Here is a 19,919-nt window from a genome sequence, read left to right on the forward strand (position 1 = left end):
GGCTCCTCAACGTTCCGGGCTCAATACAGCACGACCGAACGGATCGACTCGCCGCGCTTCATCAGGTCAAAGCCCTCATTGATGCGCTCCAGTGGCAGCGTGTGCGTGATGAGATCATCGATGTTGAGCTTGCCTTCCATGTACCAGTCGACAATCTTCGGCACATCGGTGCGGCCGCGCGCGCCACCGAAGGCGGAGCCTTTCCACTCACGCCCGGTGACGAGCTGGAACGGGCGCGTGCTGATCTCCGCCCCGGCCTCGGCCACGCCGATGATGATGGACTGCCCCCAGCCCTTGTGCGTGCACTCCAGCGCCTGGCGCATGACCTGCGTGTTGCCGATGCATTCGAACGAGTAGTCCGCGCCGCCATCGGTGAGCTGGATGATGTGGTCGACCACGTTGCCGACGTCCTTCGGGTTGATGAAGTGCGTCATGCCGAATTTGCGCGCCATGGCTTCACGCGCGGGGTTCAGGTCCACGCCGATGATCTTGTCGGCGCCGACCATCTTGGCGCCCTGGATCACGTTCAGGCCGATGCCCCCCAGGCCGAACACCACCACGTTGGCACCGGCTTCCACCTTGGCCGTGTACACCACCGCGCCCACGCCCGTGGTGACGCCGCAGCCGATGTAGCAGACCTTGTCGAACGGTGCATCCGGGCGGATCTTCGCCAGCGCAATCTCCGGCACCACGATGTGGTTCGCAAACGTGGAGGTGCCCATGTAGTGGAACAGCGGCTTGCCGTCGAGCGAGAAGCGCGACGTGCCGTCCGGCATCAGGCCCTTGCCCTGTGTGGCGCGAATCGCCTGGCACAGGTTGGTCTTGCGCGACAGGCAGAACTTGCACTGGCGGCATTCCGGCGTGTAAAGGGGGATCACGTGGTCGCCGGCCTTGAGCGAACTCACGCCCGCACCCACTTCCAGCACCACGCCCGCGCCTTCGTGGCCCAGGATGGCCGGGAAGATGCCTTCCGGGTCGGCACCCGAGAGCGTGTAGTAATCGGTATGGCAGATGCCGGTGGCTTTGATCTCGACCAGCACCTCGCCGGCGCGCGGGCCTTGCAGGTCGACTTCTTCCACGGTGAGCGGGGCACCGGCTTTCCAGGCGATGGCGGCTTTGGTTTTCATGCGCATTCCTTTTTTCGAAGTGGAGCCTGCCCGACGTGGGCGGCTGGGGCAGCGTAAAGATCGGCGATTGTAGAGGGTTGCCTGCCATGGCAACGTGACATCTCGATCACGAGACGCACATCAGACTTCAGATTTCCTTACGGAAGCCGTTTCTTGTGCGACGGCAGGGCCGACAGGGCCGTGTGCCGCATGCCTTACATGGTGGAACCCCCGCCATGGGCTTCGTAGGAAACCATACTGTGCTTGCATCCATTCGTACCCGAATTTTGCTGACCTGCGTTGCCATCGTGGTCGGCGCATTGACGTTCGCTGGTGGCCTCAACTATCTCGTCACCCGCTCGTATAACGAAGAATCGACCCGCCTGAGCCTGCAGGCCATCGTGCGCGGCCGCACCTCCACCATTGATGAGTGGGTTGCCGTCAAGACGCAGATGATCGCGTCGCTGCAAGACATCGCGCTCAGCACCGATCCGGTTCCGCTGTTCAAGGCCGTGCACCAGGCCGGTGGCTTCATCAACATCTATGTCGGTTACCCCGACAAGACGTACAAATTCTCCAACCCGGAAGGCATTCCGCCCACCTACGACCCGACCGCGCGCCCCTGGTACAAGCAGGCCGTGGACGCCGGCAAGCCGGTGGTGACGCCGCCGTACGTGAGCGCCAGCACAGGCCAGCTCGTGGTGACGTTCGCGGTGCCCATCCTGCAGGGTGGCGCCCTCAAGGGTGTGATCGGCGGTGACGTGGCGATGGATAGCGTGATCGCCAACGTGAAGGCCATCCACCCGACGCCGGCCAGCTACGGCTTCCTCGTCAACGCAGCGGGCAAGATCGTCGCGCATGCGAATGACAAGCTGACGCTCAAGCCTGCGACCGACCTGTCTGCTGGGCTGAGCGAAAGCGCGCTGACCGCATTGGCGCAAACCGACAAGCTGACGGAAGTCACCATCGAGGGCATCCCCAAGCTGCTGTGGCGCCAGAGTGTGAAGGGCACCGACTGGGGCCTGATCGTGGCGCTGGACAAGTCCGATGCCACGGCCGGCATGCGCTCGCTGGTGATGACGTCGATTGGCGCGCTGGTGGCGGTGGCCATCGTCGCCGCGCTGATCGTCGGTGCCATGACCGCGCGTGCATTCCGCCGCCTGTCGCTGATTCGCGATGCGATGGACGACATCGGCTCGGGCAGCGGTGACCTCACCAAGCGCCTGCCGTCGGATGGCGAAGACGAAGTCGCGCAGATCGCCCGCTCGTTCAACGCGTTTGCCGACAAGCTGACGGCGGTGATGCAGCAGATTCGCCTGGGTAGCGACTCGGTGCGCTCGGCCGCGCAAGAAATTGCTGCCGGCAATGCAGACCTGTCGCAACGTACGGAAGAGCAGGCCAGCTCGCTGGAAGAAACCGCGTCGAGCATGGAAGAACTCACCTCGATCGTGAAGCAGAACGCCGACAACGCGCGTCAGGCCAGCACGCTGGCGGTGACGGCATCGGACGTGGCCACGCGCGGCGGCAGCGTGGTCGGCCAGGTCGTGCAGACCATGGGCGGCATCAACGAGAGCAGCAAGAAGATTGCCGACATCATCGGCGTGATCGAAAGCATCGCCTTCCAGACCAACATCCTGGCGCTGAACGCCGCGGTGGAAGCTGCGCGTGCCGGTGAGCAAGGTCGCGGCTTTGCCGTGGTGGCGAGCGAAGTGCGCAGCCTCGCGCAGCGTTCAGCGGGGGCGGCCAAGGAAATCAAGGCGCTGATCAGCGACTCGGTGGACCGTGTGAGCAACGGCACGGCGCTGGTCGATCAGGCGGGCGTGACGATGGCCGAGATCGTGGATGCAGTGAAGCGCGTGACCGACATCATGGGCGAGATCTCGTCCGCGTCGGAAGAGCAGAGCAGCGGTATCGAACAGGTCAATCAGGCCGTCAACCAGATGGACCAGGTGACGCAGCAGAACGCCGCGCTGGTGGAGCAGGCGGCGGCCGCTGCGGAATCGCTGGAGGAACAGGCCCACAACCTCAACGAGGCCGTGGGGCAGTTCCGTCTTTCGCACTGAGCCTGACTCAGGCTCCCGGGGCGGCTGCGCTGGTGGCCGCCTTGGCTTCATCCTGTTGTGCCGCCAGCGCCAAATCGGCCGCCTGCGCCCGTTGCATGGCCGGGCGCGCCATGACGCGGTCAATGTAGGCGCGCACCACCGGTGTTTCCGGCATCAGCTTGAACATCGTGATCCAGTTCAGGGCGGCGCCCCACAGCACGTCGGCGGCCGTGAAGCGTTCACCCAGCAGGTAAGGCCCCTTGGCAAGCTGCGCGTTGATCGTGTTGATGACGGTGTCGAAATCGCCATAGGGCGACGTCGAGTACGCCGCAGGCGAGCGGCCCATCGAACGATCGACGACGGCCGGCTCAAAGCACGCGCCATAGAACGCCATCCAGCGCAGGTACGGCCCGCGCAATGGGTCGCCTACTGCCGGTGACAGACCGGCCTCCGGATACAGCTCCGCCGCATACATGTAGACCGCCGCCTGCTCGGTGACGACCACGTCGCCGTGGCACAGCGTTGGCACCTTGCCCAGCGGGTTGATGGCAAGAAACTCGGGGGTGTGATGCTGACCCGTGCTCAGGTCGAACGTACGCAGTTCATAGTCGGCGCCCAGTTCTTCGAGCAGCATGCGCGCGCCTCGCGAGCGGCTGCGCGGCGAGTGATAGAGGATCAGGTGGCGGTCTTGCGACATCGTTGTCTCCGGTGTGTGGCGGGTGCGTGATGCAGAGACTGCCACTGTAGGCTGACGGCGCCCCCGCGTCTTGGAAAAATCCGCTGTGGCGGTGCATCATCGCGGCATCGCTTCTGATGCCGCTTCCATGTCCGACCTGCGTGATGTTGCCGACAGCCCCAAGGGCGTGGTCGATCCGCTGGCCTTCCGCCAGCGCTTCCGCTTGAACCGCTACCAGCCGAGTGCTGCGCTTGCGGGTGTGCTCGATCACCACTGGATCGTTGAATGGGATTTGCGTGGTCAGCCGCCGTTTACGCAGCGCACGCTGCCGTATCCGTGTGTGAACGTGGTCTTCGACCGGCGGCAGACGGGCATCTTTGGTGTGGTGTCGGGCGCGTTCGAGACCACGCTGGCCGAGGCGGGCCGCGTGATCGGCCTGCGCTTTCGCCCCGGTGCCTTTCGCGCGTTCTTCGGCAAGCCCGTGCACCTGCTGACCGACAAGGTGTTACCCGTATCGATGCTGTTCGATTGCGATGATGCGCAGGCCGAAGAGATTGTGCTCGGCGCGCAGGATGATGCGGGCATGGTGGCGGCCGCAGAAACGCTGCTGCTGCGCGTGCTGCCGCCGCCGGACCCGCAGGTTGAGCGCATCCACACCATTCTGCAGATGCTGCAGCAGGACGCGGGTTTGACCCAGGTGCGTGATCTTGCCGAACGCGCGGCCCTGAGCGAGCGCACGCTGCAGCAAGTGTTTGCTGAGTACGTGGGCGTGACGCCCAAGTGGGTGATCCGCCGATACCGGCTGCATGAAGCGGCCGATCAGCTTGCCAATGGCACGGACGTTGATCTGGCTGAACTTGCGCATGCGCTGGGCTATTTCGACCAGGCGCACTTCACGCGCGATTTCCGTCGTCTGATCGGCAAGGCACCGGCGGAGTACCGGCGCACCAATCAACCCTAGTGAATCACGTGCCTCAGTCCGCCGCTACCGACAGATCGTGTGGAGGCAGTGGCGGGTCGGTCATCACGCGGTTGCGCCCGGCCAGCTTGCCTTCATACAGCAGGCGGTCTGCACGCTTGAGCAGCGACTCCAGCGTCGGATGGTCCGCCGTCCGCGCCACGGCCACGCCAAAGCTGGCCGTCATGCGGCAGGGCATGTCGGTGCCGGTTGGCACTGTTGCCTCCGCAATGCGCTTGCGCAGGCGCTCGGCCACACCGTGTGCCTGCTCCAGGCTGTCTGCCCACACCATCACCGCAAACTCTTCGCCGCCAATGCGCGCCACCAGGTCGGCCGCAGGGCCGTCGGTGCGGCACAGGCGCGCCACGGTGCGCAGTGCCTCGTCGCCGATTGCGTGGCCGTAGGTGTCGTTGATGCGCTTGAAGTGGTCAACGTCAAACATCACCAGGGCGATGAGCGGCGCCTTGGGTTCGGGCGCCTTGCACATCGCGATCGACCGATCTTCAAAGGCGCGGCGGTTGAATAGTTGGGTGAGCGGATCGGTTTCGGCCATGCGCGCGAGTTCCTGCATCAGGTGCGCGCGCTCCAGTTCAAGCCGGCGCCGCTCGATGCTGTTGATGCGCAGCACGCGAATCGCCTCGAACATCGCGCGGATCTCGCGCCGCGTGAAGCTGGTCGGGATATGCAGGCTCAGGTTGCCGCGCGCGATGGCATCGATCAGGCGCGTGGCGTTGACGAACGGCCGCACCACATCACGGCGGAACGAGACGATCATCCAGGCCAGTGCTCCCAGCACGGACAGCACCGCCGCCGCCGAGCCCAACAGCACCCAGAGCATGGCGCGCCGGTGCTCGCGAATATCGTTCTCGGCCAGATGCAGCACGCTGTCGCGGAAATCGGTGATGGCGCGCATGGTCGGCACATAGCGCTCGGCGAACTGTCCGGTGGTGACGTCCGCCCCGCCGGGCTGGCCGGTGGCGGCGCGCACGGCTTCGAGATAGCGCAGGCCGTCGCCAAAGTACTGCGTGTGCAGCGTGTCCATGGCGTGCTGGTCCAGCCCGGACCCTCGGGTGAGGCGCGTTTCGATCATGACCCGAAGCTGATCGATACGGCCATGCGTGCGAGCAATGGCGAGCTGCTCATCCAGCGTGAGCTTGCGGCGCATGGCCAGTGCGCTGGTGAAGCGCGAGCCGAGTTGGCCGGCGTATTCGCGCAGGTCGGCAGCCAGCCGGGCCAGTGTCAGGCAGTTGAGCACGTCGGGATCGCCGCGCGTGATGTTGGCCGTGCGTGCATTGACCACCGGCATGAACTCGGGGATCACGCCCATCATGCGGTCCACCGCATCCGCCAGTGCGCCGTTGCCGCGCGATTGCAGGGGCTGAGTGACGAGATCGTCGACGTTCCGGCGGGCGCTGGACAGGTCGGCCTGCGCCTGGCGTGCGGCATCGGCGTCGGCAAGGCAGCCGGGGCAGCGATCCGGTTGCAGCGTGGCAAGCAGCGCGGCGAAGTGCTCGTCGCTGGTCGCGCGCATGCGTTGCAGGGCGGCCGTGCGCTCCGCCGGCAGCGGCAGGTCTTCGCCCAGCACGCCGTTGGTGGGGCCGCGCTCGGCCGAGACCTTCTCCATTGTCAACAGCACGGCGCGCAGCGCCTGGAAGCTGCGCGCGGCGTCATCTGCCCGGCCATAGGCAAACCACGCGTAGCCGAGCAGCCAGCACGACAGCGAGAGCACCGGGATGAGGACGATGGCGACACTGGCGCCGAAGCGCCTGTCCATCGACGTTTCAGAGGACATGAGCGGGAGCGGTGGCGTCTTGGCGGGCAAATCGGCAAGGGTGGCAGCGCGGCGGATGTGCGCGAGGCTCACCCAGCCTAACGGCAAGACGGAGGGCATCTTTACGTTGCCATTGAACGCGCGCCCGGCACGCAGACTGCAAACAAATGAAAAAGGATTCTTGCGAATCCTTTAAGGCGGAGCGGGGCCGTTCTCCATGACATGCCAAGAGTAGAATGTTGGAATGTATGGGGTGACCAGGAGCCTGTGAGTGAATCCGTTGCTGAACGCAGAACGCAAGGGGGTCGCCCTGTATACCCAGTTGGCCAGCCTGCTTCGGGGGCGGATCTTGCAGGGGGATTGGAAGCGCGGCGATCAGTTGCCCTCCATCCCAGAGCTATGCGCCTTCTATGGTGTCGGCACGATTACGGTGCGGCAGGCGTTGGCGGAACTGAGCGCCGAAGGCTTGGTGAACAGCGCGCGGGGCCGCGGTACCTTTGTCACGGCAGATATTGTTTCGCCCGCAGACAACGAAGACTTGCGTCAGGCCATCAATGACCCGCTGAGTCTTGCACCGGGTCAGACCATCCGGTTGCTCCTGCGCGAGCCTGCACAAGCGCTGCCCGCAGCATTGAAGACCGGCCAGCCCGAACACGCGGCCTACATGCGGGTCCGCACCGTGCATCTCCATGACGGCGAGCCCTATGGTGTGATGGATACCTACGTCGCCCGGGAAACCTACGACCGGCTTCCCAAGGGCAGCGATGCGCAGCGCAAGATCGGCTACCTGGTGCGCAAGTACAACCGCATCCCGCTTGCCAAGGTGCGCCAGGAGATCACCGTGGCCTATGCGGACCAGGAGGTCGCGGGCCTGTTGAGCGCAGAGCGCGCGGACTACAGCATGGCCGACCCGCTGGTGCGCGCCCGGCGCTGGTGGACGGACGACGCCGGCTGCGTGATCCATGCCGGTCTCTATCTCTATCGCGCAGACAAATTCGTGCTCGACATGACGCACGACCTTGCTGGTGACGACCGCAGTGCGGATCTGATTCCGGTGACAGGCAGCAGCACCCGCCCGCCGAGAGCGGGTGCGCAGCAAGGGCGATCCGGAACGAAGGCTTAAGCGCGTCCGCCCTCGAGCATGGCGCCGTAGATCCAGTGCCGCAGGTCGCGGCGCACCTTGTAGGTGGTGGAAGGCAGGAGCTGCGTCATGAAGATCACGATCAGGTCTTCGGCCGGGTCGATCCAGAACGACGTACTGGCGCCGCCGCCCCAGAAATAATCCCCCACGCTGCCGGGCATCATCGTGCTGGCCACGTCTTGCGTGACGGCAAAGCCTAGGCCGAACCCGAGCCCTGGATAGACCGCCTCGCTGAACGTGGAGCGCGACATCTGATCGAGCGTCTTGCCGCCCGGCAAGTGGTTGAGCGTCATCAGTTCGATGGTCTTGGGGCTGAGGATCTGGCGCCCGTCGATCGTGCCGCCATTGAGCAGCATCCTGCAGAAGCGCAGGTAGTCGTGCGCGGTCGATACCAGCCCGCTGCCGCCTGACGCCAGCGCGGGCGCCTGGAGGAACGCGCTCGTGGCCGGATCGTCTTGCAGATGCAGGCCGCCGGTGGGCGTGGGGCGATAGCAGGCGCAGAGGCGCTCGGCCTTGTCGTCCGGCACGAAGAAGCCTGTGTCCGGCATGCGGATCGGATCGAAGAGGGCAGCCTTCAGGTAATCAGCAAAGGACTGCCCGGAGATCTGCTCGATCAGGTAACCCAGCACGTGGGTTGCCACGGAGTAGTTCCACTCCTCGCCGGGCGAATAGTCGAGCGGCAACTGGCTCAGGCTTTCGATCATGCCGTTCAGACCAGTCGGGTTGTTGGGCTCGCCGATGGCCAGTTCGCGGTAGGCCGCGTCGACATTGGTGCGGGCCTGGAAGAAATACGACAGGCCGGCGGTATGGCGCAGCAGGTCCACGATCAGCATCTCGCGACCAACCGGACGCGTGTGGAAGCCGCCAAGGCTGCGCGCACCTGCCACGGCAACGCCAAGTTGCTTCCATGCCGGGATGAAGCGCGAGACCGGATCATCCAGCGCCACCAGCCCTTGCTCGACCAGCGTCATGAACGCCACGCTCGTGATCGGCTTGGTCATCGAATAGATGCGGAAGATGGCGTCGTCACGCATGGGTTTGCCGCGCTCCAGATCCATCGATCCCACCACGTTCGTATGCGCGACCTCGCCGCGGCGATAGACCAGTGTGACTGCGCCGGGCAGATGCCCCGACGCCACGTATCGCGCATTCAACGCCGCGTCGAACGCCTTCAGACGCTGCGACGACAACCCCACCTGTTCCGCCATTGCCATACTCGATCCCCCAAAAAGGGATGCCGGCCTCGGGGTGCCGGCATTCGTTTCGCACAGGCTGACCAACGCATGGTAGCCGCTAAACATTCTAAAAATAGGATGTTAGCACTTTAGCGAGATGAGAGGCAGGATTTGCTGACGGAAGGGTGATCGCATCAAGGTTTGCCGCAGGCAAAGTTGCCGGCGTCGTCGATCGAGCCGCTGCCCTTGTATGTCGCCACCTGCGGATACGCACACAGCGGGCGCGTACGGCCGCCGCCGGCCTGGACCATCTCGGCCGTTGCCAGTCCGCCCACCTTGTCCGTCGTCTTGGTGCGGATGGCGACGATGTGCTCCGGTGCCTGACCGTGCTCGACCCAGCGCTCCAGCGCGCCAATGGCATCGAACGTATTCGGGCCGACGCCGCCCCGGCAGTGGCCCATGCCCGGCGCCAGGAACAGCCGTGCAAAGGACGGCGTGTCGCGCACCGTTTCAGTGACAGCTGTGTAGTAGTGGATCGTGTCGTAGGCGTTGCCGATCGGGTCTGCCAGGCCGTGGTACACGATCAGCTTGCCGCCGCGCTGCTTGAATGCGTTGAGGTCAGGGCTGGTGCTGTCGACCGTGGCGCCGATGCGGTCGTTGACGGCAGCCATGTCGTGATCCCAGTCGAAGTCGCGCCAGTCCCACTTCGGATCGTTGAACACCCAGTCGCGAAAGAACGCATTGCGGAACGGCTTTGGCCCTTCGATGGCATAGCCCCAGCCGCCCAGATAGCCGAACTCGCTGCCGACGGGCCAACCCGGATAGATCTGCGCGCCCGTGCGCGGGTTTTTTGCACCGGCGTACATGCGCTTGAGCGTGTCGACCTGCGCACTGGTCAGGCAGTCGGGGCCGTCCACGTTGTTCTTGCATTGGAGGACGGACGGATCAAACCGGCATTGTTGTGGATTGCTGATCAGACCGTCGGCCAATCCATCCTGCGCATCACACGCGGCAATGGCCGCGCGGTTGATGAGCGGCAGCTTGGCGGGCGCGATGTAGCCGGCCGGGCTCTTCAGGTTCTGCGTGGCCATCCACAGGAAGCCGGCGTTGAGCGCGCTGCGGTTGTTGCCGGGCGCGCCGGCGATGATGCCGTCGAAGTCATCGGGATAGCGCTGTGCCGCTGCCAGCCCCTGGCCGCCACCGGTCGAGCAGCCGAAGTAATAGGCGTGCGAGGCATCGCGCTGCTCGTATGTCTTGACGAGGCCGCGTGCCGCCACGGCCATGGCATGCACGGAGCGATACGCCCAATCGGCAATCTTCTCGGGGTGGCCGGTGCCCCAGTCGAGGGTTTCTTTGCGGTAGCCGGCGGTGTCGTGATGTCCGCTGTCGGACGAGGCCACGGCATAGCCGCGGCGCAGCGCGGGCTCCAGTTCGTCGTAGCGGATGTCGCCGACATAGCCGCCGTTGCCGACCACCATCAGCTTGCCGTTCCAGGTATCGGCCGGCGGCATCCACAGCTCGAAGCCGATGTCGGAATCTGCGCTGGGTCGCAGTTGACCCTGCACGCGGCAGAACGTTGGCAATGACGGGATGATCTTGGTGTCCGGCAGCGTCAGCAGGCCTGCCGGCACCATGTGCGCGGCGTTGATCTGCAGGCCGGCTTGCGTAGTGCTTTCCAACGATTCGCACGCGGTGGCCGCCAGCGCGCTGTGGGACAGCAGCATGAATGCCGCGGGCATGGCCCACCGCATGAACCCCTTGCCTCCGGGAAACCCTGTCATGGAATGTCTCGCTCTCGATCGATGTTGTTTGTGAACAGGCCCAGCTCGACGGCTGTGCCTCGCGCATTCTTGATGAGCAGCGACTACAAGAAAACTGAATTCGATCTTATCGATACTAAAATGAATTTTTAGTATTCAGTCGCGCATCAGGAGCCGTCATGAGCACCATCCGCTTTTTCAAGACGCTGATTGCAGTGGCCGATTGCGGCTCGTTTGCCGCAGCGGCGGATCGCGTTGCGCTGACGCCCGCCGCAGTGGGCGCGCAGATGAAGGCATTGGAAGATGAACTCAAGCGCCCGCTGTTTGATCGCTCCAGGCGAGGTGTGGTCTTCACGCCTGCCGGCGCCGCGCTGGTGCCGCGCGCACGCCGCCTGGTGCAGGACTACGAAGCACTGGTCACGGGCGACCATGCCGATGGCGACATCGCCGGCACGGTGACGATCGGCGCGATTCTCTCGGCCATGGGCGCGCTGGCCATCAGCGTGGTGGAGTTGAAGCGCCGGTATCCCGCACTCGACCTGCGCATCGTGTACGGGCGCCAGGCCGAGTTGCAATCGATGGTGCTGGAAGGTGCCATCGACGCGGCCATCATTGTCGAGACGCCGAGCCCGAGACCCACGCAAGCCGCATGGAAGCGCCTGTATGCAGAGCCGCTGATGCTCGTTGCCAGCAGCAAGGTCGCGTCACGCAACGCCGAGCCGGCCCAGTTGCTGCGCTCGCAGCCGTTCATTCGCTTTGAGCGCTCCAGCATCACAGGCGCCAAGATCGACCGTATCCTGCGCCGCTATGCGGTACAGCCCAACGAGATTGTCGAGATGAATTCGCTGTCGTCCATCGTGGATCTGATCCGGCAGGGCGCCGGGGTGTCCATCGTGCCGGTGCTGCGCAACTTCGACTGGGAGCACGACAAGGCGCTGCGGCTGCTGCCCGTTCCCGGCAAGCGCCTGGAGCGGAATGTCGGCTGGTTGGAGTGCTCGGCGCGCCCGCACATCATGGCGATTGTGCGTGAGCAGTTTCTGCGGACGATTGACCGTTGAGCAACAGCGCGCGTGCGTAGCTCAGGTGGCCGCAGACGGCGCTGCGGCCAATGGCGACGCTTCAGGCCGGGCGCGCCACCAGGCCGGCGTAGGACCTGGCTGCACCATGTCGAGTCGCGCACCAATGGTCGGCGTCAGCACTTCCACCGCGCGGGCACGCGCCGCAGCGGCGATGCGCTCAAACGGTTCCTGCCAGGCATGAAACGCCAGGTCGAACGTACCGTTGTGGATCGGCACGAGCTTGCGCCCGCGCAAATCCAGGTGCGCCTGCACGGTCTGCTCCGGCAGCATGTGCACGTAGGCCCAGCGAGGGTCGTAGGCGCCGGTTTCCATCAGGGTCAGATCAAACGGCCCGAAGCGCTCGCCGATGGTCTTGAAGCCCGGGAAGTAGCCGGTGTCGCCGCTGAAGAAGACGCGCAGGTCATCGTCGATCATCACCCACGACGCCCACAGCGTGCGGTTGCCATCAAACGGTGTGCGACCCGAAAAGTGTTGTGCGGGTGTGGCGGTGAATTGCAGGCCGCCCACCGTGGTCGACTCCCACCAGTTGAGCTGTCGCACCTTGCTGGCGTCGATGCCCCACGCGATGAGCCGATCGCCCACGCCCAGGGGCGTGAGGAAGTGCTTCACCTTGGGCGCGAGCGTGCGGACGGTCGCGCGATCCAGATGGTCGTAATGGTCGTGCGAGAGGATGACCGCCTCGATGTCCGGCAGGTCTGCCAGCGCGATGGGCGGCGCGTGGAAGCGCTTGGGGCCGAGCCACTGCACCGGTGAGGCGCGCTCCGCAAACACGGGATCGGTCAGCCAGAAGACACCGCGCAGCTTGAGCAGCACCGTGGAGTGGCCAAGGCGGAACAGCGAGCGATCGGGCGCCGCAAGCAGTGCTTCACGCGTCAACGCATGGATTGGCACCGGCTGCTCCGGCACGGTACCCGCCGGCTTGTTGAAGAAGGCCCACAGCAAGCGCAGTCCTGCCCAGAAACCGCTCTTGGGGCGGCTGACCGCGTTGTGGAATGTGTCCTTCGCGCCGGGCACTGCCGATGGTTGGGGGGCGGTAACAGGCGAAGGCGAAGCGGCTGGGGGCACAGACATGGGGAGAACTCCGACAGCAAGGGGCAAGCGGATCAGGCATGGGCTTCAGGCCCAGGCTGACGCGTCCTCCGCAGCAATCCTGTCTTGCGCCGCCAAGTGGGAGGACATAACATGAGGCGGCCTCCGTTTAATATGCGGAGGCTTCCTCCGTTTGTCAAGCGAGACACGATTCAGTGGCCGAGAAGATCACAAACCGAAAACCCAGAGCCGATGCCGAACGCAACCGCCAACGTCTGCTGGACGTGGCCAAGGTTGCGTTTGCAGAGAAGGGCGTTTCTGCCAGCCTGGAAGACATTGCGCGCGAAGCGGGCTTGGGGATCGGCACGCTGTACCGGCACTTCCCGACGCGCGAGGCGCTGATCGACGAGATCTACCGGGATGAAGGCAACCGGCTGGTGGAGGCCGCGCTGCAGTTGTCCGCCGAACGCGCGCCATTGGAGGCCATTCAGGCCTGGCTGCTCCTGTTCATCGGCTATCTGGCCAACAAGCAGATTCACGCCGACGTACTCAACTGCATGGCCGGCGGTGAGAGCGACGCATGCAACTTGTCCGCCGACGCGATCGTCGAGGCACTGACCTTGCTGATACAGCGTGCAAAAGAGGCGGGCGAGATCCATCATCCGATCGAGCCGCTTGAACTGCTGTGCGCGATTGCGGGCGTGGCCACGTTCGGGGTCGACACCGACTGGGAAGCCGGTGCGAAACGCCTGGTCGCGTTGATGGTCTCGGGGCTGCGCAGCCCATCGGGGCCCCAGTAGCTGCACCTTTGCGTGCGCTGGCGGCAGCACCCGCAATCGCTATGACAACGGCACCGGCGCGGGCATACTCCGGTTCAACTCACTTGGCTCTGGTTTTGTCCGGGGTCTTCAGACTTCACCTTCACGCGAAGACGCACCATGGATAGCGGACACGACCGCCAGTATTTTTTCTACCTCCTGCTGTTCGCCGTCACCATCGGGCTCTGCTGGATACTCTCGCCGTTCTATGGGGCGGTGTTCTGGGGTGTCATCCTGGCGATTCTGTTCCAGCCGGTGCAGCGCTGGCTGGTCGCCCGGTTCAACAAGCGGCGCAACCTGGCCGCGCTCGTCACGCTCACCCTGATCATCCTGATCGTGATCCTGCCGCTGTTGTTCGTGGCAATCACGCTCGTGCAGGAAGTGGCCTACGTCTACCAGGAAATCAAGAACGCGCAGCCCAACTACTCGCAGTACTTCCAGGAGGTCATGCACGCGTTGCCGGCGTCGATCCAGCAACTGCTGGCCAAGTATGGCTTGGCCAATCTGCCGGGCATCCAGCGCAAGCTCAGCGACGGTGCCGCGCAGATCAGCCAGTTTGCGGCAACCCAGGCGCTCACCATCGGCCAGAACACCTTCCAGTTCGTCGTCAGTTTTGGTGTGATGCTGTACATGGTGTTCTTCCTGCTGCGCGATGGCGGCGAGATCGGCCGTCGCGTGCGCCGCGCGCTGCCGCTCGACGAAGAACACAAGAACCTGCTGTTGGCAAAGTTCACCACCGTCGTGCGCGCAACCGTGAAGGGCAACATTGCGGTGGCGCTGGTGCAGGGCGCGCTTGGCGGCTTCATCTTCTGGGTCGTGGGCATCGAGGGTGTGGTGCTGTGGGGCGCGCTGATGGCTTTTCTGTCGCTGCTGCCCGCGATTGGCGCGAGCATTGTCTGGGTGCCGGCCGCGCTGTACTTCCTGGCGACGGGCGAGTTGGGGAAATGCGCGATCCTCGTGGTGTTCTGCGTTGGCGTGATCGGGCTCGTTGACAACCTGCTGCGCCCGATCCTCGTCGGCAAGGACACGAAGATGCCTGACTGGGTGGTGCTGATCTCAACGCTCGGCGGGATGGCGCTGTTCGGCATCACCGGCTTCGTGATCGGGCCGCTCGTTGCCGCGCTGTTCATGGCGAGCTGGGACATCTTTGCGCGCGCCGGACAGGCGGAATGACGTAGCAGGCGGCGCCGTGATTTGCATCACGCTCACGGCCGCGCCAATTTCAGGCACAATTCGCCATCTTGTGGAGATGGCATTCCTCCCTTAACCGCCGGCGCTACCAATGGCCAGCTGATGATGCCTACAAGTTCCTGGACAAGGAAGTTGTAGGCACACGTTCATACGACATCCTGTCGTCCAGGTTTGCGTTCTACGAATCTGGTCATCATGAAGAAAACGATCACACGCTCCGAGCCGCTGCTGATGCTGGCGTATCTGCTGCGCTGGCTCTCTTTGGGGGCGCTCGTCGGCATGCTTGCGGGGCTGGGCTCTGCGGTGCTGCTGCTGGCGCTGGACTGGGCGACCGACACGCGCACCGCGCACCCGTGGCTGCTCTGGTTGCTGCCGGTGGCCGGCCTTGTCGTCGGCCTGCTGTATCACTACATGGGCCGTTCCGTGGAGGGTGGCAACAACCTCCTCATTGACGAGATTCACGACCCGAAGCGCGTGGTGCCAAAGCGCATGGCGCCGCTGATCCTGCTCGGTACCGTTGTCACGCACCTCTTTGGAGGCTCGGCTGGGCGTGAGGGGACTGCCGTTCAGATGGGCGGCAGCTTTGCCGACTATCTGACACGGCTCTTCAAGCTGGACCCGGGCGACCGCCGCATCTTGCTGATGGCCGGCATCAGTGCCGGTTTTGCATCGGTGTTCGGCACGCCGCTGGCCGGCGCCGTGTTTGGTCTGGAAGTGCTGGCCATTGGGCGCCTGCGCTATGACGCGATCCTGCCGTGCTTTATCGCAGCCATCGTTGGTGACTTGGTGCCGCCCCTGCTGGGCGTGCATCACACGCCGTACGCGATTCCGTTTGTGCCGCATCTCACACCGGTGGTGATCGGCATGGTGGTGCTGGCCGGTATCGTCTTCGGCCTGGCGGGCAAGACGTTTGCAGCGCTGACGCACAAGCTCGGGCGCCTGCTGAAGCACCGCATTCCGTTTGGTCCGCTGCGCCCGGTGCTGGGCGGCTGCGTGGTGGTGGCCGGTGCCATGGCGCTGGGGACTGACAAGTACCTCGGGCTGGGCATTCCTGTCATCGTCGACGCGTTCCACAACCCGCTGCCGGCCTACGACTTTGCCGGCAAGGCGGCCTTTACCATCGTGACACTGGCCTCAGGTTTCAAGGGTGGTGAGGTGACGCCGCTGTTCTATATCGGCGCCACGCTGGGCAATGCACTCGGCTATGTGCTGCCATTGCCGTTCCCGCTGCTGGCAGGTCTAGGGTTCGTTGCGGTGTTTGCGGGTGCTGCCAACACGCCAATTGCATCGACCCTGATGGCGATGGAGCTGTTCGGTCCAGAAGTCGGCACCTTCGCCGGCATTGCGTGTGTGGTGAGCTACCTCTTCTCGGGCCACGCAGGCATCTATCACGCACAGCGCATCGGCCATGCGAAGCGCCCATCCGAACAGGAGAGGCTGCGTTTGCCTGATCCGCAGGTGACCGGGCAGACATCTGCGGAATCCGCCGAGCGCTCGCAGCCCTGATATCAATCGCTCTCGACGAGCCGCATCACGATGGCCCTGGCCGAGTTGAGATGCGCGACCGTCATGGAGCGTGCGCCGCGTGCGTTGCGTTCGCGGCATGCCTGGAGGATGTTCTCGTGCTCGCCCTGGAATGAGGGGGTGTCCGCGAGCAAGGTGTCCTGCAGCCGCTCATAGCGTTCAACCTGGCCACGCAGCTCTGCGATCGCCCTGAGCTGGCGTTCATTGCCGCAGCACGAATACAGCAGTGCATGGAATTCACGGTTGAGCTCGCCTTGTCGCGCCGTTGAGCTTGCGTCGCCAAGCAGTCGGTGGACCAGCTCGGCGCGTGCCAGCGTCTCGTCATCGAGCTGCTTCACGCTCTGGTAGATCGCATCCCCTTCGAGCAGGGCCCGCAGGTCGTAGATCTCTTTCACGTCTGCCGCCGTCAGCATGCGCACGACAGCGCCGCGGTTTCTGAAAATCTCCAATAACCCTTCACGCTCCAGTTGCTGAAGGGCTTCGCGCATGGGAATGCGGCTCACGCCGAAGCGGTCAGCCAGATCCCGCTCGACCAGCCGCTCGCCGCCGGTCAGTTCACCGTTGACGATCATCTCCCGCAACGATGCAGCCACCGAGTCTGCCGTGGAATCGAATTTGGTTTCCATCATCTAGCATTCGTTCATTTGGAATAATGGTATACCAAAATGAAGATCTCGTGCCAGAATGCGACCCGCAGGTCAGTGCGGCGGGTGAGGTCCAGCGCGGCTGGTCCACCGCTACCGTTCAACGTTTCGATATCGATAGGGAGCACCATGGCATACGGCGAGCACAACTACCGCGTTTCCGTGCAGTGGATCGGCAACAAGGGCACCGGCACATCGGGATACCGCATGTACGGCCGCGATCATGTAATTCGTGCCGGCACCAAGCCGGAGATCTCCGGTTCGTCTGATGCGGCGTTTCTTGGGGACGCAGCGCGCTGGAGTCCGGAAGACTTGCTACTGGCTTCCGTGTCGGCCTGCCACAAGCTCTGGTATCTGCATGTGTGTGCTGATGCCGGCATCCGTGTTCTCGACTATGTCGACCATGCCGAAGGCACGATGGTCGATCGCCCTGAAGGTGGGCGATTCACTGAAGCTGTCTTGCGTCCGCGGGTTGTGATTCGTGCGGGCGATGATCAAGCATTGGCCGCCGCGTTGCATCACAAGGCCCACGAGCAATGCTACGTGGCGAACTCGGTCAATTTCCCGGTGCGTTGTGAACCGACCATCGAGTCCGCAGGCGCGTGAGGGGTCGAGCTTTCCTGCACGAGGTCAGAGCCGCTCGAAGCGTAGGCCCGCATGGTGGGTCAGGCGTTCGATGAAGCGTTCGTCGAACATCGTGGCCGGCGTCCAGAAGCCGCCAGCACGCCCCGTCTTGGCGCCGTCCTTGACGTGGTCCAGCGCGAGGCTGGCGGCTGCCTGGCCCAGCATCTTGCCGGTGGAGCCGTAGCCCGGATCGCGGTCTCCGGTGACTTTCACGCGCAAGGTCTTCCCGTCGTCGGTGCGGGCGAAGAAGCGGAGGTCGTAGCGGCCGGCCAACTGCGCTGCGGGGCTGGGGCCTTCGCCGGGTTTGGGCAGCAGGAAACGCTCCATCAGAAGGCGGGTGGGCTTGATGACAATGCCCACCATGAACGCGCCCAGGCCCGCCACCATGGTTACCGCTTTCAAGCGGCCGTTGAAGCCGGCCCCGGTGATCACGGCTTCGTCATAGGTGAACTGGTTGCCATAGGCGTTACCGGACAGGGCGTTGGAGCGATGCACCACGCGCTCGTTGATGGCCGCCATGACAAAGGGCGCGATCCATGCGTCGAAATCGGTATCGAACACCGCGCCTCTCGCAGAATGCTGGCGCGCCGTGAAGCCGTGGCCCGTGGGGCAAAGGGCGTAGGGGTTGGCCAGTTCCTTGCGCAACGCAGGGTTTGCTGCTGCCTCCTGCACCACGTTGATGAGGCTGGCCACGGTGCCGCCTGACGCGCCGCCTTTGAGTGTCTTGACGCGCATCTTCACGTGGGTGGCGGGCGTGCCCCATTGCTGCATCGCTTGCTGTTGCAGGAAATAGACGCCCATGTCCGACGGCACTGAGTCGAAGCCGCAGCAATGCACGATGCGTGCGCCTGATTGCTGTGCGGTCGACTCGTACTTTTCGACCATGCGTTTGATCCACTGGGTCTCGCCGGTGAGGTCGCAGTAGTCTGTGCCGCTCTCCGCGCAGACCTTGACGAGTGGCTCGCCATACAGCGCGTAGGGGCCAACGGTGGACACCACCACGCGGGTCCGTGCGCACAGTGCGCGCAACTGGGTTTCGTTGGCCGCGTCCGCCACGATGATGGGCAGGGTGGCTCCCGCCGTGCCCAGCGAGCGCTTGAGGTCATTGAGCTTGGCTTCGGACCGGCCCGCAATGGCCCAGCGCAGGGTTTCGGCACCGCCCGAGAAGTGTTCGGCCAGGTAGCGGGTCAGAATCTGGCCAACAAAGCTGGTGGCGCCAAACACGACGAGGTCATAGTCCGGGGCGGTCATGGAGTCTTCCTTCCAGGGGCGAATGAGAGCGCCTGCATGAAGGCCTTCTCCCTCATATCGCGGATTGATCGAACGCCTTCAGCGGCGTTGGCAGATTCAGAACCAGCTGGGCGTCTTTCACGACGTCCAGGCGAAGCATGGTGGACGCTCCCAGCCCATCAAGCAACTGGCTCAGCGGGCCGCCATTGCGTACCAGCCTGACGCCTCGCGGAAACAGGCACTGTGCGAACGATAGCGTGTTGCTCTGTACCGAGCTTTGATGCCATTCACCGTCGACCTTGTTGATCATGGTCGCCGTCCCCATGCGGGACTGGGGCAGGACGTTGCGCAAGGCAGGAAGCGGCGCGTGCAAGGTCAGATCGGGCTTGCCGCCGGGCGCGGCGATGCTGGCCTTCACCGTCTCTCCAATGTTCATGTTGATGTCGGCGCGCCACTTCGGCAACTGATAGCCATGCACGCCGCGCACGCGGGCAATTTCCGTGGTGACGGGCAGCGCCAGCACATGTGCGACGAAGCCGCGGCGCCGCATGGCATCGAGCAGTTCCAGCGCATGCGACCCGCGCGCGCCGGGCCGGCGGATCACCACCGCAACGGACACCTCATCGTACGGGTCGTTATCGCACACCGCATAGGAGAAGAAGGTCAGCGCGACGAGCCCGTAGCCCGGGAATGCCCGCAGCGGCTCGAGCGGCTCAGGCAGCGTCGCCCTCAGCCGGGAGAGCGGCGCCAGAAACAGCAGTTGAATGCTGCTGGAACGGTAGTAGAAGTTGGGTGCCCAAGTGGGGCCGACGCGCGACGCCGCCAGGCGCTTGGGAATCCGGCGGAAGAAGTCGATGTTTCCTGCAGCGGGGTCCTGTGCCACTTCATCCAGGTTCGGGTTCATCCGGTAGCGGTCGTAGTAGCCGCCCGCCAGCACTTCGACCTTGTGCGGCCCGAACTCGACCTGTGTAAACCGTGTATCCATGTTCATCGACCTGTCATCTGTGGGTTGACCCGCGAGGCACGCCCAAGGCGCGCCAACTCGCAGCCGGCAGAAGAAACTCTAAGATTGAACTTAACTTGAAGGTCAAGCAGTTCGAGGCCGGGCTCAAGATGAGATTGACCTTAAAGTTAACTTAAAAGTTAGTCTC

General features: G+C 64.2%; 17 protein-coding genes and 1 riboswitch. Of the genes, 8 read left to right on the forward strand and 9 right to left on the reverse strand.

Annotation, left to right across the window (positions count from 1 at the left end):
• Nucleotides 1-20 precede the first annotated feature (20 nt).
• The gene (locus PI87_RS25390; protein WP_039600521.1) at nucleotides 21-1,127 is read right to left on the reverse strand and encodes an S-(hydroxymethyl)glutathione dehydrogenase/class III alcohol dehydrogenase; all 1,107 of its coding nucleotides are present in this window, start codon (nucleotides 1,125-1,127) and stop codon (nucleotides 21-23) included.
• A 239-nt stretch (nucleotides 1,128-1,366) separates the two neighbouring features.
• Here PI87_RS25390 and PI87_RS25395 point away from each other — a divergent pair, with 239 nt between their 5' ends.
• Nucleotides 1,367-3,169 carry a methyl-accepting chemotaxis protein gene (locus PI87_RS25395; RefSeq protein WP_039600562.1) on the forward strand — a complete coding sequence of 601 codons (1,803 nt, stop codon included), beginning with the start codon at nucleotides 1,367-1,369 and terminating at the stop codon, nucleotides 3,167-3,169.
• 7 nt (nucleotides 3,170-3,176) lie between these two features.
• On the opposite strand, the gene PI87_RS25400 is transcribed toward PI87_RS25395, so the two are convergent.
• Nucleotides 3,177-3,845 carry a glutathione S-transferase family protein gene (locus PI87_RS25400; protein WP_039600522.1) on the reverse strand — a complete coding sequence of 223 codons (669 nt, stop codon included), beginning with the start codon at nucleotides 3,843-3,845 and terminating at the stop codon, nucleotides 3,177-3,179.
• A 127-nt stretch (nucleotides 3,846-3,972) separates the two neighbouring features.
• On the opposite strand from PI87_RS25400, the gene PI87_RS25405 reads away from it, so the two are divergent.
• Nucleotides 3,973-4,785 (forward strand): DUF6597 domain-containing transcriptional factor, encoded by an 813-nt coding sequence (locus PI87_RS25405; protein WP_039600563.1) that lies wholly within the window; start codon nucleotides 3,973-3,975, stop codon nucleotides 4,783-4,785.
• Nucleotides 4,786-4,798: 13 nt separating this feature from the next.
• On the opposite strand, the gene PI87_RS25410 is transcribed toward PI87_RS25405, so the two are convergent.
• Nucleotides 4,799-6,556: a GGDEF domain-containing protein gene (locus PI87_RS25410; RefSeq protein WP_039600564.1), complete on the reverse strand. Its 1,758-nt coding sequence runs from the start codon at nucleotides 6,554-6,556 to the stop codon at nucleotides 4,799-4,801.
• Nucleotides 6,557-6,824: 268 nt separating this feature from the next.
• On the opposite strand from PI87_RS25410, the gene PI87_RS25415 reads away from it, so the two are divergent.
• A complete protein-coding gene (locus tag PI87_RS25415; RefSeq protein WP_052321763.1) occupies nucleotides 6,825-7,676 on the forward strand; it encodes a GntR family transcriptional regulator in 852 nt (283 codons plus the stop codon).
• Here PI87_RS25415 and PI87_RS25420 read toward each other — a convergent pair.
• Together PI87_RS25420 and PI87_RS25425 are read right to left on the reverse strand one after the other, a co-directional pair.
• Nucleotides 7,673-8,908, reverse strand: coding sequence for a serine hydrolase domain-containing protein (locus tag PI87_RS25420; protein WP_039600523.1), 1,236 nt, complete (start codon nucleotides 8,906-8,908; stop codon nucleotides 7,673-7,675). The genes PI87_RS25415 and PI87_RS25420 overlap by 4 nt on opposite strands.
• A 155-nt stretch (nucleotides 8,909-9,063) precedes the next feature.
• Entirely contained in the window at nucleotides 9,064-10,593 is a 1,530-nt protein-coding gene (locus PI87_RS25425; protein ID WP_198139628.1) for a tannase/feruloyl esterase family alpha/beta hydrolase, read from the reverse strand.
• Between the two features lie 215 nt (nucleotides 10,594-10,808).
• On the opposite strand from PI87_RS25425, the gene PI87_RS25430 reads away from it, so the two are divergent.
• Nucleotides 10,809-11,687, forward strand: coding sequence for a LysR family transcriptional regulator (locus PI87_RS25430; RefSeq protein WP_039600525.1), 879 nt, complete (start codon nucleotides 10,809-10,811; stop codon nucleotides 11,685-11,687).
• 21 nt (nucleotides 11,688-11,708) lie between these two features.
• Here the strand turns inward: PI87_RS25430 and PI87_RS25435 are convergent, their stop codons facing one another.
• The gene (locus tag PI87_RS25435) at nucleotides 11,709-12,779 is read right to left on the reverse strand and encodes an MBL fold metallo-hydrolase (protein WP_039600526.1); all 1,071 of its coding nucleotides are present in this window, start codon (nucleotides 12,777-12,779) and stop codon (nucleotides 11,709-11,711) included.
• 173 nt (nucleotides 12,780-12,952) lie between these two features.
• Here PI87_RS25435 and PI87_RS25440 point away from each other — a divergent pair, with 173 nt between their 5' ends.
• The 3 genes from PI87_RS25440 (at nucleotide 12,953) to PI87_RS25450 (ending at nucleotide 16,252) form a co-directional block, all read left to right on the forward strand.
• Nucleotides 12,953-13,537, forward strand: coding sequence for a TetR/AcrR family transcriptional regulator (locus tag PI87_RS25440; protein ID WP_039600527.1), 585 nt, complete (start codon nucleotides 12,953-12,955; stop codon nucleotides 13,535-13,537).
• A gap of 138 nt (nucleotides 13,538-13,675) precedes the next feature.
• Nucleotides 13,676-14,728 carry an AI-2E family transporter gene (locus tag PI87_RS25445; RefSeq protein ID WP_039600528.1) on the forward strand — a complete coding sequence of 351 codons (1,053 nt, stop codon included), beginning with the start codon at nucleotides 13,676-13,678 and terminating at the stop codon, nucleotides 14,726-14,728.
• A 63-nt stretch (nucleotides 14,729-14,791) separates the two neighbouring features.
• A riboswitch (Fluoride riboswitch) is annotated at nucleotides 14,792-14,865 on the forward strand.
• 76 nt (nucleotides 14,866-14,941) lie between these two features.
• On the forward strand, nucleotides 14,942-16,252 hold the full coding sequence (locus PI87_RS25450) for a voltage-gated chloride channel family protein (protein ID WP_052321764.1): 1,311 nt from the start codon (nucleotides 14,942-14,944) through the stop codon (nucleotides 16,250-16,252).
• Nucleotides 16,253-16,254: 2 nt separating this feature from the next.
• Here PI87_RS25450 and PI87_RS25455 read toward each other — a convergent pair whose 3' ends face one another.
• Entirely contained in the window at nucleotides 16,255-16,896 is a 642-nt protein-coding gene (locus tag PI87_RS25455; protein ID WP_039600567.1) for a GntR family transcriptional regulator, read from the reverse strand.
• A gap of 147 nt (nucleotides 16,897-17,043) precedes the next feature.
• Between PI87_RS25455 and PI87_RS25460 the strand changes: the two genes are divergently transcribed.
• Nucleotides 17,044-17,520 (forward strand): OsmC family protein, encoded by a 477-nt coding sequence (locus tag PI87_RS25460; RefSeq protein WP_039600529.1) that lies wholly within the window; start codon nucleotides 17,044-17,046, stop codon nucleotides 17,518-17,520.
• Between the two features lie 24 nt (nucleotides 17,521-17,544).
• On the opposite strand, the gene PI87_RS25465 is transcribed toward PI87_RS25460, so the two are convergent.
• Nucleotides 17,545-18,789 (reverse strand): saccharopine dehydrogenase family protein, encoded by a 1,245-nt coding sequence (locus PI87_RS25465; RefSeq protein WP_039600530.1) that lies wholly within the window; start codon nucleotides 18,787-18,789, stop codon nucleotides 17,545-17,547.
• A gap of 52 nt (nucleotides 18,790-18,841) precedes the next feature.
• Complete coding sequence (locus PI87_RS25470; RefSeq protein ID WP_039600568.1) at nucleotides 18,842-19,753, reverse strand: acetoacetate decarboxylase; 912 nt, start codon at nucleotides 19,751-19,753, stop codon at nucleotides 18,842-18,844.
• Between the last annotated feature and the right edge of the window lie 166 nt (nucleotides 19,754-19,919).

Origin of the sequence: Ralstonia sp. A12 (genome assembly GCF_000801955.1) — a bacterium.
Classification (GTDB): Bacteria; Pseudomonadota; Gammaproteobacteria; order Burkholderiales; family Burkholderiaceae; genus Ralstonia.